At 71.2% G+C, this 11,823-nt stretch carries 12 protein-coding genes; 6 read left to right on the forward strand and 6 right to left on the reverse strand.

Features of this window, described 5'->3' with window-relative positions; all coding sequences use genetic code 11:
• The first annotated feature begins 79 nt into the window (after window positions 1–79).
• The 5 genes from ACZ7M2_RS25095 (at window position 80) to ACZ7M2_RS25115 (ending at window position 6,100) form a co-directional block, all read left to right on the forward strand.
• Window positions 80–787 carry a TetR/AcrR family transcriptional regulator gene (locus ACZ7M2_RS25095; protein WP_471597147.1) on the forward strand — a complete coding sequence of 236 codons (708 nt, stop codon included), beginning with the start codon at window positions 80–82 and terminating at the stop codon, window positions 785–787.
• 445 nt (window positions 788–1,232) lie between these two features.
• Window positions 1,233–2,369, forward strand: coding sequence for a hypothetical protein (locus ACZ7M2_RS25100; RefSeq protein ID WP_471597148.1), 1,137 nt, complete (start codon window positions 1,233–1,235; stop codon window positions 2,367–2,369).
• A gap of 195 nt (window positions 2,370–2,564) precedes the next feature.
• Window positions 2,565–3,461 (forward strand): serine hydrolase, encoded by an 897-nt coding sequence (locus tag ACZ7M2_RS25105; protein ID WP_471597462.1) that lies wholly within the window; start codon window positions 2,565–2,567, stop codon window positions 3,459–3,461.
• 329 nt (window positions 3,462–3,790) lie between these two features.
• On the forward strand, window positions 3,791–5,086 hold the full coding sequence (locus ACZ7M2_RS25110; protein WP_471597149.1) for an MFS transporter: 1,296 nt from the start codon (window positions 3,791–3,793) through the stop codon (window positions 5,084–5,086).
• Between the two features lie 153 nt (window positions 5,087–5,239).
• Complete coding sequence (locus ACZ7M2_RS25115) at window positions 5,240–6,100, forward strand: oxidoreductase (RefSeq protein ID WP_471597150.1); 861 nt, start codon at window positions 5,240–5,242, stop codon at window positions 6,098–6,100.
• On the opposite strand, the gene ACZ7M2_RS25120 is transcribed toward ACZ7M2_RS25115, so the two are convergent.
• The 5 genes from ACZ7M2_RS25120 to ACZ7M2_RS25140 form a co-directional block, all read right to left on the reverse strand.
• Complete coding sequence (locus ACZ7M2_RS25120; RefSeq protein ID WP_471597151.1) at window positions 6,097–6,867, reverse strand: SDR family NAD(P)-dependent oxidoreductase; 771 nt, start codon at window positions 6,865–6,867, stop codon at window positions 6,097–6,099. The genes ACZ7M2_RS25115 and ACZ7M2_RS25120 overlap by 4 nt on opposite strands.
• A gap of 28 nt (window positions 6,868–6,895) precedes the next feature.
• The gene (locus ACZ7M2_RS25125) at window positions 6,896–8,128 is read right to left on the reverse strand and encodes an amino acid deaminase/aldolase (protein WP_471597152.1); all 1,233 of its coding nucleotides are present in this window, start codon (window positions 8,126–8,128) and stop codon (window positions 6,896–6,898) included.
• Window positions 8,125–8,955: an SDR family NAD(P)-dependent oxidoreductase gene (locus tag ACZ7M2_RS25130; RefSeq protein WP_471597153.1), complete on the reverse strand. Its 831-nt coding sequence runs from the start codon at window positions 8,953–8,955 to the stop codon at window positions 8,125–8,127. The genes ACZ7M2_RS25125 and ACZ7M2_RS25130 overlap by 4 nt, the downstream gene beginning before the upstream one ends.
• Window positions 8,952–9,077 (reverse strand): hypothetical protein, encoded by a 126-nt coding sequence (locus ACZ7M2_RS25135; RefSeq protein WP_471597154.1) that lies wholly within the window; start codon window positions 9,075–9,077, stop codon window positions 8,952–8,954. The genes ACZ7M2_RS25130 and ACZ7M2_RS25135 overlap by 4 nt, the downstream gene beginning before the upstream one ends.
• A 104-nt stretch (window positions 9,078–9,181) precedes the next feature.
• A complete protein-coding gene (locus ACZ7M2_RS25140; protein ID WP_471597155.1) occupies window positions 9,182–10,156 on the reverse strand; it encodes an SMP-30/gluconolactonase/LRE family protein in 975 nt (324 codons plus the stop codon).
• 194 nt (window positions 10,157–10,350) lie between these two features.
• On the opposite strand from ACZ7M2_RS25140, the gene ACZ7M2_RS25145 reads away from it, so the two are divergent.
• A complete protein-coding gene (locus ACZ7M2_RS25145; RefSeq protein ID WP_403687203.1) occupies window positions 10,351–10,944 on the forward strand; it encodes a TetR/AcrR family transcriptional regulator in 594 nt (197 codons plus the stop codon).
• Between the two features lie 205 nt (window positions 10,945–11,149).
• Here the strand turns inward: ACZ7M2_RS25145 and ACZ7M2_RS25150 are convergent, their stop codons facing one another.
• Entirely contained in the window at window positions 11,150–11,743 is a 594-nt protein-coding gene (locus ACZ7M2_RS25150) for a TetR/AcrR family transcriptional regulator (RefSeq protein WP_471597156.1), read from the reverse strand.
• Window positions 11,744–11,823 lie beyond the last annotated feature (80 nt).

Here is an 11,823-nt window from a genome sequence, read left to right on the forward strand (position 1 = left end):
CGGTGTCCGGCGCGCCGTGTGACCGCACCGTTCGATACGAACTTGTTTTTCACGAACATGTTCGTTATCCTTGTGCGGCATGACTCCAGAGAAGCCCGCTCCGGTCAGCCGACGGGAACGCCCGGCGAAACCCGCCCTGACCAGGCAGGGAATCATCGACGCCGCGCTGGCGATCCTTCGTGACGAGGGACTGGGCAAGGTGACGATGCGCCGCATCGCCGCGGCCCTCGACACCGGGCCCGCGTCGCTCTACGTCTACGTCCGCAACACGGGGGACCTGCACGCGCAGATCCTCGATTCCCTGTTGGGGCCGGTGAAGGTGCCCGCGCCGGAGGTCGGGACCTGGCGGGACCGGTTGAAGGCGCTGCTGGTCAGCTATGGAGAGGTGCTCTTCCTGCACCCGGAGATCGCCCGGATGGCGATGTCCACGCAGCCGAGCGGCCCGAACTACCTGGCGCTGGCCGACGCGCTCCTCGGTCTCCTCGACGAGGGCGGGGTGTCGGGCAGGGAAGCGGCCTGGGCCATGGACCTCCTGCTGCTGTATCCCACCGCCGTGGCCGTCGAACACAGCTCCCCGAAGTCCGCCACGCAGGAGGCCGACGAGTTCTCCGCCCTGGTCGCGAAGATCGCCACCGCGGACCCGGTGCGCCACCCCCACCTCGCCCGGCTCGGCGACACGCTCGTGTCGGGAGACGGCCCGAGCCGCACCGACTGGGCTCTGGACGTCATCCTGGACGGAGTCCTCGCCGCGGCCTCTCGCGCGTCGGCCGAACAGTGCGGCGGGTGAGAGTGGGGTATGTGTTTCCCCTGTGCGGCAAGTCGCGCTCGAATGTATGTCTAGGGTTGATCCGTAAGCGCGGGAAAGCAGCGAGGGCCGTGACCAGGCCCTCGGAACATGTCTCCGGCGGTACGGACAACGCGAGTTCAGTGCCTCGCACCTGAGAGTGGTTGTCGTGGCGGCAGGCGATTGAGTGCCGGAGCCCGCGGGGAACCGCCCGCGGTCTGTGCCGCGGGTGAGGGAACGGCAAGGGGTGTTGATGGAAGGCGCGGATCTTCCAGTGGGGGACCGGTGCGCGCCGGTCCGTGGCGTCGCCGATCAGTTGGCGCGGTAGGCGCCTGTGCGGTGGGACGAGGGCCGCGACGACGCGGGGGGACCGATACAGGCGCAGGACCCGGAGCAAAGTCACCGCGGAACCGGTGGCCGCGCCGCGGGCCGGGCCGTCCCCTGGGTCATGCGACAGGAACGCAAGGGCATACGACCCCATATCGTCGTCCTGGCGGCGTGGACGTTGCTCTGGTTCCTGCTGGTCCAGAGACACGGGGGGATCTCCTGGCACTACCTGCGCACCGGGGGCCAGCTGCTCTTCGGCGCCGTTCCGGGTGGCGGGCTGGCCATCTACGCCAACCATCCGGAGTTGCAGATCGGCCCCGTGAGCTTTCTGGCGGCCGCGCTGTTCGCCCCGCTGCCACCCCACATGGCGGAGGTGCTGGCGGAGGCGGTGATGTCCGCGCTCGGCCTCTACATGCTGGTGCTGGTCGGCCGCAGTGCGGCCGACCATAACCGCGGCACAGGACTCAACCACCGCCGACTCCAGCAGCGGGTGCTCGTGGCAGGGGTGGCCTTCATTCCCATGTGGGTCGAAGTGGCGGTCCGCTTCGCCCACTTGGACGACGTACTCGCGCTGTTCTTCACCACTCTGGCCGTACGTGCCCTGGTGCGGGGCAAAGGGCGCACGGTGGGCATCATGCTCGCGCTGGCGGTGGACTCGAAACCCTGGGCGCTGGCGTTCGCGGCACTGCTGCTCGCCCTGCCGGCCACGCAACGACGCAACTCCGCGCTCTGGACGGTGGGCCTGGTGGCCGTCGCGTGGCTGCCGTTCTACGTCACCCATCTCAACTCGGCCGCCGCCGCCAGATTCACCATCGCCAACCAGCCCGCCTCGGCGCTGCGTTGGCTGGGCGTCCTGGCCCCGGCCACGCCCTGGTGGGACCGCCCGGCCCAAGTGCTCCTGGGACTCGGTCTCGGCGCGCTGGCGGTACTCAGAGGCCGCTGGCCCGCGGTCGTGCTGCTCGGCGCCGATGCCCGCATCGCACTGGATCCGAGTGTCTACACGTACTACAGCGCCTCGATCCTGCTCGGCACCCTGCTGTGGGACGCGGTAGGGCAGCGTCGTCTGGTGCCGTGGTGGAGCTGGATCGCCCTGCTCTCCCTGTACGGCAGCACCTTGCTGGTGCCCTCGGACCGTGTCTGCGGTCTGATCCGGCTGGCCTTCGCCGCCGGTTCGGCGGGCTACGTCCTGCTGGGGCCCGTGCCACGCCGCCGGCGAACCGTGACGGAGGCTCGTTCTCCGGCGTCCCCTCAGGTGTGACCACCATCCGCAGGGATGAATGGGTTGATGAATGTCACACAGCCAAAAACCTCCCAATTCGGACATAAGCCTTTTACTGCGCACCGGGGTCTCTTCTGTCCCTGTAGCGTCGCCGTCATTCGGGAATCGGGATGAGCCCGCGCATGGGCTCCCGTTGTGACCGCAGACACAGAGCAGGGAATCTTCATGCCGGACATGCACGCACTGCGCCGCGCGCGGCGTGGACTGGCCGCTACCGCGGCAGCCGGGTCCGCGTTCGCGGCGCTCTTCGCCGCCACCCCGGCCCAGGCGAGCACCGCCGACGCCACCTCCGAAGCCACCGCCACCGTCGGCGGCTCCCAGGTGAAGTGCACCTCGCAGCGGCCAGAGCTCGCGGCCCGGCTGTCCAAGGACATCGCGGGTGCCCTGCACGGGCGGGACCACGCCGCGGCGCTCGCGCTGTACGACCGCACCACGGGCACCTCGTGCGGCTTCCGGGCCGACACCGCCTTCGACTCGGCGAGCGTGGTCAAGGTCACGATATTGGGGGCGCTGCTGCGCCAGAGCATGGAGCAGCACCGGGCTCTGACCGCTCACGAGGTGGAACTGACCACCGCCATGATCACCAAGTCGGACAACGACGCGACGAACGCCCTGTGGCACCAGATCGGCCACACCGGCATCCAGCACTTCCTGACCCTGGCCGGGATGGGGGACACCGTCCCCGGGCCCGAGGGCTACTGGGGGCACACCCAGGTCACGGCCGGGGACCAGCTGAAGCTGCTCCGACTGCTCACCTCGGACAACTCCGTCCTCGACCAGAACGCGCGTACCTACGCCCTCCAGCTCATGAACCGGGTCGTCCCCGAGCAGCGTTGGGGAGCGCCCGCCGGGGCCCCCGCGTCGGCGACCGTTCAGGTCAAGAACGGCTGGCTGCCGCGCGACACCCATGGCTGGCGGGTGCACAGCGTCGGTGTGTTCACCGGCGGCGGCCACGATTACGGACTGGTCGTGCTCTCCCAGGACAACGGCACGATGGCCGACGGCGTCGCCACCATCGAGGGCGCCGCCCGTGCCGTCAACCGGGACCTGAACACCTCAACCGCCGCGTAGGTATTCCCCTTTCGCGCCGATCGGCCGAAGGCTAGGGTGCGGGCAGCGAATGTGATCCCTGAGGAGTCGAGACATGCCCGGTCGTCTACCCGGTCGTCCGAGCGCGCGTTGACGTCGTAGGCCCTGAGCGGCCCGTCATCGCGTGCTGCCCTTGATGCGCGGCACAGCGAGCCTTCCCCCACCTGAACCGTCGGCGTCCTCGTCGTGCGCCGGGTGGCGGGCTCTGTCTTGCGCGACCCAAGGGGTTTCCTGTGCCGGACGCTTCCTCCTGTCCGTCCTCTTCGTCGTCTTCGTCTTCCTCCTCGTCCTCAGCCTCGTCGTCTTCCTCCGTGTCCGGCTCGGGGCGTCCTGTTCCGCCGTCCCTCCGGCGCGACGCCGACTTCCGCCGGCTGTGGGTGGGACAGACGGCCTCCCAACTCGGCGAACACGCGAGCCTGGTGGTCCTTCCGCTGATCGCGGTTCTCACACTCGACGCCGATGCCGGCCGGCTGGGCGTCCTCCGCGCGGTGGGGCAGGCGCCGACCCTGCTGCTCGCGCTCCTCGTCGGCGCGTGGGTGGACCGATGGCGGACCCGCACGGTGATGGTGTGGGCGGACCTCGGCCGGGCCCTGGTGCTGGGCGGTGCCGCCCTGGCCGGACTCCTCGGCGGGCTCGGCCTGCCGGCACTCCTTGTGGTCGCCTTCACGGTCGGGGCCCTGTCGGTGTTCTTCGACGTGGCGTACCAGGCCTCTCTCGTACGACTGGTGGAGCGCGACCGGTTGACGCGGGCCACCAGCGCGATCGAGGGCAGCCGCTCGGCGGCACAGATCGTCGGCCCCGCCCTGGGCGGCGCGCTGGTGTCCCTTCTGTCGGCGCCGATCGCCGCCGCGTCCTGCGCCCTGTCCTTCGCGGGGTCGTTCCTTTCGATCCGGCGGATCCGGCGCCGCGAATCGGTCCCCGAGCCGTCGGGACCGGCCCCTCGGATCTGGCGCCGGATCCACGAGGGCCTGCGTTTCGTCGCCGGGGACACCTCGCTGCGGACCGTGGGCCTGGCCTCGGCCGCCTTCCAGTTCTCCTTCGCGGCGATGATGACCGGCTATCTGCTCTTCCTGCCACGGGACTTGCACCTGTCGGGCAGCGTCGTGGGGCTGACACTCGCCGCCACGGGGCCGGGCGCGCTCCTGGGTTTCGTGCTGGCCGCCCGGCTCCCGGGCCGGTTCGGTCATGGCGTGGTGCTCGTGTCGGCGGCGGCGCTCGGCGACGGCGTGATGCTGTGCGTGCCCGCGCTGAGCGGTCCCTCCGCGGTGACGATCGTCTCGCTCGTCGCGGTCAACTTCGTGTTCGGGACCTTCGGCCAACTGGTGAACGTCACGGTCATGGCCGTGCGGCAGGCTGTCACCCCGGACGGGATGCAGGGCCGCGTGGCCGCGACGATCACGTTCGTCGGCATGGGGGCCGCCCCACTCGGCTCACTGCTCGGCGGCCTTCTCGCGGGGGAGTGGGGTCCGCGCACCAGCCTCCTGGTGACGGCCGCCGCCATGATGCTGTCCCCGGCGCTGATGGCCCTGTCCCCACTCGCCCGCCTGGGACGCGAGCTGCCCCCGCGGGACGCGCCGCCCGGCCATCGCCCCCTTCCGCCCGGCTGAGCGGTCGCGGGGACGGTCATCGGCCGCCGGGGCAGCTCACCTCTCCGTCTTCGACCCGTTCGGGTAGCGGTCGCGCACGGCGGGGCTCGCCGCCGGGCCCGCCGTGAAGACGAAGGCGTCGTGGAGGATCAGCAGCGTCCACCGCTCGCCCACGTGTTCCACCGTCGTGGACAGCGGGCGCTCCCGGTCCTCCAGCCTGATGCGGCTCGCCACGGCGAATCCCTCGAGGTCCGTCGAGCCCTGGTCACCGGCGGCGCCAAAGGCACCGGAGCGGCCATCGCCCGACGCCTCGCCGAGGCCGGGGCGACCGTACTCGTCGCCGCCCGCCTCGGTCCCGACGAGGTCGAGGAGAAGATGTTCATCGCCGCCGACCCGTCCACGGCCGACGGCGCCGCACGGGTGGTCGGTGAGGTGGAGGCCCGGCTCGGAGGTGTCGACATCCTGGTCAACACCCTCGGCGGCTCCGAGGCGCCCGCCGGGGGCTTCGCGGCACTCGGCGAGGACGACTGGGCCAGGGAACTGAACGTCAACCTGCCGGCCGCCGTCCGCCTGTACCGCGGACTGCTGCCCGGCATGATCGTGGCCGGAAAGGGCGCCCTCGTGCATGGCGCATCGATCCAGCGCCGCATGCCGCTGTGGAACGGAACCCTCGCCTACACCGCCGCCCTGACCACCTACAGCAAGGGCCTCGCCAACGAGGTCGCCCCGCACGGCGTCCGCGTCAACACCGTCTCGCCCGGCTTCGTCCAGACCACCACGGCCGACAACCTCGTCGCCAGGATCGCCCACGACGCCGGCATCTCCCAGGACGCGGCACTGGCCCGGCTCATGGACTCCCTCGGCGGCATCCCCCTCAGCCGTCCCAGCCGTCCCGACGCGAGCTACTGCACCGCCACGCACCACCTCGAAGGCGACTTCCCCGGCGGAACCGTCGACCTGCGCTACCGGTTCACGCTCCGCGGCGGCCTCGTGGAACGCCTCGTCATCGAACCCTGGAGCCACTCCAGCCCCTAGAGCGAGGCCAGTTTTCGGAGTATCAGGGCGGAGAGCGGTGTGGGGAGAGCGCGCAGGGTGCGGACCAGGGCGGTCGTGGTCCAGGGGAAGTACGCCTGTGCCGGTTCCCTTTCCAGGGCGCGTACGACGTGTCGTGCCGCCCGGTTCTGGCTGACCTGGAAGGGCTTGGGGAGACCGTCGGCGCCGACGCGGTCGGTTGCGACGAAGCCCGGGTGGATGCTGGTGAACCGGACGCCGTGGGGCGCGAGTTCGACGCGTGCGGTGTCGATGAGGGTGCGGGCAGCGGCCTTCGCGGCGGAGTAGGGGCCCTGGCGGGGGATGCCCATCAGGCCGGCCAGTGAGTTGGTGTGGGCGATCAGGCCTCCGTCGCGCTGGGTCTTCATCTGTGCGATCAGCGGGACGAGGTAGTGGACGACGACGTCGTAGTTCAGGGCCGTGATCCGTGCGACGTCGGCGACGGTGACCTGGTCCATGGACATGTCCGGTCCCTGGCCGGCGTTGAGGAGCGCGATGTCGACGGATCCGTACTCCGCGACGCACGCGGCCACCACGGCGGAGGCCGCCCCCGGGTCCAGGGCGTCGGCGGCGATGTCCAGACAGGCGCTGCCCGCGGCTCGGATCTCCTGGGCCACGGAGGCGAGTTCGGGGGCCCGCCGCGCCGTGATGACCAGCCGGTTGCCGTGGTGCGCGAGTCGGCGTGCCACCTCCGCGCCGATGCCCGAGGAGGCACCGACGATCAGGACGGTTCGGTCGGCGACGCGGGTCATGGTGTCACCTTGACCGGAGGACGGGCCGTCACAGGAAGTGCCGGCCCTCGCCCCGGTACGTCGGTACGGTGTCGACCACCTCGCCGCCGCTGACCAGGTGGAGTTCGCCGACCCGCTCGCACAGTTCACCGGCCTTGGCGTGCCGCAGCCACACCCGGTCTCCGATGCGCAGGACCTGCGCGGGCTTGCCGAGCAGCGGGGTCTGCACCTCGCCCGCCGCTTCGGTGGCGGTGACGCGCAGGCCGGGGGGCCAGGCCAGGGTGGGCAGCCGGTCCTTGCCGGGCGGCCCTGACGCGATCCATCCGCCGCCCAGGAGCGTCGCGATCTTCGGGGAGGGGCGGCGTACGACGGGCAGCACGAAGTACGCGGCGGGGGCGGGCCGGAAGGACCGGTAGAAGTCGAAGAGCCCGGGACCGTACAGGCCGGAGCCCGCCGCGAGCTCGGTCACGGCGTCCTCCCGCGTGGTGGTCTCCAGGCTGCCGGTGCCGCCGCCGTTGACGAACCGCAGCGGGGTGACGGCACGTACGGCGGCGACCGCGGCCTCCCGTCGGTGGCGCAGTTCCTCGACGGAGGAACGCTGCATCGCGCGCACGACGGCCCGCTTGAGCAGCGAACCGGGCTGGTTGTCTCCGAGGCCGGCGACCTGGCCCTCGTACCCCATGATCCCGGTCAGTTCGAAGCCCGGACGGGCCGCGACCTCGCGCGCGAACGCGGCCGCCTCCCGCGGCGTGTGCACCGGGGACCTGCGCGGCCCGAGGTGGAGACGGCCGCCCGCCAGGCGCAGGGCGGCGTCCAGCTCCAGGCAGACCCGGACGCGGGTCTGCCGGGGGCCGGTCGCCGCGTCCACGAGGTCGAGGTGCTCGACGGAGTCCACCATCAGGGTGATCCGGGAGGCGAGCTGGTCGTCGGCGGCCAGCCGGCGCAGCGCGGTGGCGTCGGTGGTGGGGTAGCCGACGACGATGTCCTCGAACTCCTCGGCCAGCCACAGGGCTTCGGGCAGCGTGAAGCCGAGGATGCCCTGGAAGCCGGGGCGGGCGAGAGCCCGGCGGATGAGGGCGCGCGAGCGCAGCGACTTGCTCGCGAGCCGTATCGGTTTGCCGCCCGCGCGGCGTTCGAGGTCGACGGCGTTGGCGTCGAAGGCGTCCAGATCGATGACGCCGAAGGGCGGCTCCAGGCCCGCGGTCGCCGTCCGCAACCGGTCGAAGCGCCCCTGTTCCGCGGGGGCGGACCGGGCCGGCGTGGTGGCGGTGTCGGTGGTCATCGGTTGTTGTCTCCTCGCTCGCGCACCACGGCCGTGGCCGGGGCGATGCTCCTGCTGCGGCGTTCCGCCATGGCCGCCACCCTGGGGATCACGAAGCGCATCAGCCGGGGGAACACCCCGGCGACCCGCTGAACGCGTCCGCCGACGGCGGGGTGGACGACTTCGACCGGCTTCTTCACGATCGCGTCGACGATGACCGAGGCGACCTTCTCGGGGGTGAGGGGCTTCTCGGCGAAGGTGATCACCGCGCTGGGGTCGGCCATCTCCTGCTCCAGCATCGGCGTCCGAGTGCCGGGCGGGTGGATGATGCTGAACGTCACCGGCCCGCCCCGTTCCTCGATCGCCACGCTGTGGTGGAAGGCGCGCAGCCCGTGCTTGGTCGCGCCGTAGGTGGTGTAACCGGACAGCGGCAGGAACGAGGTCATGCTGCAGACCGTGATGATGTGCCCGTGCCCCTGGGCGCGCATCCGGGGCAGCGCGGTCAGCGTCCCGGTCATCGGCCCGAGCAGGTTGACCTCGACCATGTGGCGGTGCTGTTCCAGGGACAACTGGCGTGCGTATCCGGTATGGATGATCCCGGCGTTGTTGACGAGAACCCCGACGGGGCCGAGCCGGGACGCGACGGCGTCGAAGGCCTCCTCCCAGGCGTCCCCGTCACGGATGTCGAGGGGGATCGCGCAGGCGGCGGGGCCGAGTCGGTCGGCGAGGCGGGTGGCACCGGTCAGGTCGATGTCGGCGAGGGCGACCCGGTGACCGCGGCGCACCGCCTCGCGCGCGGTGGCGGCGCCGATGCCACTGGCCGCGCCGGTCACCAGGACGACGCTCATCGAGGCCTGCCCTGACAAGCGCCGCCGCTGCCGTACGAGGTGTCGTCGTCGCCGTACGAAGTGTCCTCGTGGGCGCGGTACGAAGTGTGGTGGGCGCCGTCGCCCTTTCGGTGTCCGTGCATGTGAACTCCCAGGAGGCGGGCGGGGGGTGGCCCCGTGGACGGAGGGCGCGTGTCCGCGAGCGGAGGGGGCGGGCCGACTGTCGGGGCGGCCCGTGCGTCCGCGGTCAGGACGGCAGGACGTACGCCTCCAGCCGTGCGCCGTCGAGCTGTGCCGCGCGCTCCGGGTCGTCGGTGGGGACGGTGGCGGCGTACAGGGTGTCGCCGCGCGGGCCCGCGACCAGGCAGCTGAGCGTACGTTGGCTGGTGGCGACGCGGTCCAGGATCGTGCCCCCGGGGCCGACCCGGACGCACTCGCCGCGCAGCGCGTTGGCGACCCAGGCCGTGCCGTCCTTGCCCGGCGCGATGCCGTCCGGGGCGATGGGGGTGTCGGAGCGGTCGGCGATCGCCTGGTGGTCCAGCAGGGACGAGACCCGCCGGGTGATCCGGCCGCGCGGCCCGGGACTGTTGAGGGACTTCCACAGCCAGGCCGGGACCAGCGGAGCCCAGGGGCGTGGCGGGCCGAGCCGTCCGTCCGGCAGGACGGGCAGCGCGGTGAGCCGCATCGCCAGTGTCTCGGCGACCAGCAGGGTCCGGCCCTCGTCGATGAGGAAGCAGCCGTTGGGGAACACCAACGGCTCGCTCAGGCCCAGCAGTTCGCCCTCCGGTGACAGGCAGGCGAGCGGCGCCCTGGGCGGGCCCGGCGGTGCGTAGAGCATGGCGTTGGGCCGCTGTCGGACGAAGCCGTGGTAGTCGAAGCCGAAATTGCCCACGTAGGCGCGCCCCTGCTCGTCGACGAGCATGTCGTTGACCGGGCCGCCGGCGATGTCCCCGAGGTCCGCGTGCACGACCAGGGAGCCGTCCGGTTCCTGGCGGTGGACGCGGCGTCCGTCCATCGAGACGACCAGCATCCGTCCGTCGGGCAGCCAGCCGAGGCCGCCGGCCCGGCCGGGGACCTCCAGCACGGTCTCCGGCTCCCCGCGGGTGTCCCAGCGGTGCACCGTCCCGTGGGCGAAGTCGCAGAACCACAGCGCGCCGTCGTGCCAGCGCAGGGACTCCAGTGTGCCGAATCCGTCCAGAACGACAGTGGCTTGCGGTCGCACTTCCGCCTCCTGAGGGGGCTCGTGCCAGGCGTCGGGTTCCGCTACGGTCGCTCACCGCGTAGAAGTAAGTCAAGAGTCTTGGACGCTTGACTTACTTCTCCGCGGATCCGAACTCCGAGCCGACGCGTGGCCCGAGGGTCTGGCTATCCTGGCGGACGAACCCGCAGGTGAAGAGGGGAGATCGTGTGTCCCGTATGGCGGCGAGCGACCGGAGGGCCGAGCTCCTCGAGGCCGCGATCCGGGTCATGACGCGTGACGGCGTGGCCAAGGCCACCACCCGTGCGATCGTCAACGAGGCCGGTATGACCCTCGGGGCCTTCCACTACTGCTTCGACTCCAGGGCGCAGCTCCTCGAACGCGTCACCGAGACCCTCACCGAGCGCTACGTCGCCGAGGTCCGGGGCCTGTTCGCGCCGCACAGGGACATCCGCGACAGCGTCCTCGACAGCCTGCACGCGTTCTGGAAGGGGTTCGAGGCCAACCCCGGCGAGCATCAGATCAGTTACGAGCTCACCCAGTACGCGCTGCGCAATCCCGGCTTCGAGAACATCGCCCGGAGACAGTACGAGATCTTCCTGGCCGCCTTCGCCTCCCTGCTCGAACTGGCCGCGGACAACGCCGGGATCGAGTGGACGCAGCCCGTGCCGATCCTCGCGCGATACGTGCACTCGGTGATCGACGGCCTGAACATGACCTGGCTCGTCGACCGCAACAGCGACCACAGCCAAGCGGTTCTGCACCTGCTGGCCGACCACCTGCTCCAGTACGCCCGGCCGTCGGCCGTCTGACGCGTGCGCCGGCGGCGGCTTGGAATGCGCTATGATTGATCTTGAGCAGACCGCCGGAAGTCTCGGCGGCAGGCCTCGCGTTGGTGGTCCAAGGAAAGACGCCCCGCTTCCTGCGGGGAGATGCAGGTGCAAGGCCTGCCCGGCGCTCCACAGAACCCCGCCCCCGGATACCGGAGGCGGGGTTCGCTCGTTGCGGCCGGTGCCGTCAGCGGTCCCGGAGGGGTGCGTTCGAGGTGCGGGTCCAGGAGAGGACACCGGTGAGCGTGATCCGCAGGAGGGCGCGCAGTTCGACGTGCAGGGGGGCCCTGCCGTCGGCGGCCTGCGTCCAGCGGTAGAGAAGCCCCAGGTAGGCGTCGCGCAGCATGTTGCCCGCCACCACCGGGTCGATGTCGCGGGCGATGTCCCCGCGGGTTTGCCCCATCGTGATGACCCGGGTGAAGACGTGCCCCGCGTAGTCGGGCTCCTCGAGGAGGGGCTGGCCCGATCTGACCCAGGCGGTCAGCATCACCCGGGTGAGGTCCGGCTCGGCTTCGTTGAAATCGGCCAGGGCGGCCATGCACCGCTCCAACTGGACGGTGGCGTCGTCGTCCTTGTGCGAGAGCGACTTGTCCATGAAGGCCCGCAGGTCGTCCTGGCGCTGCTCCGCCCACGTCGTGACGACGTCTTCCTTGCGCTGGAAGTGATTGAAGAACGTTCCCCGGGCGACATCGGCGCGTTCCGCGATCTGGTCGATCGTCGTGCGTTCGTACCCCTGCTCGGCGAAGAGCTCCAGAGCTGCCGTGTACAGGCGGTCGTGCATGCGCTGCCTGCTCCGTTCCCGCCGGCCGGGGGGACGTACGGGCTGGGAATTCTCAACCGTCATCGGCTCTCTCTTTCTCT

This window comes from Streptomyces sp. NPDC111507 (genome assembly GCF_055638955.1).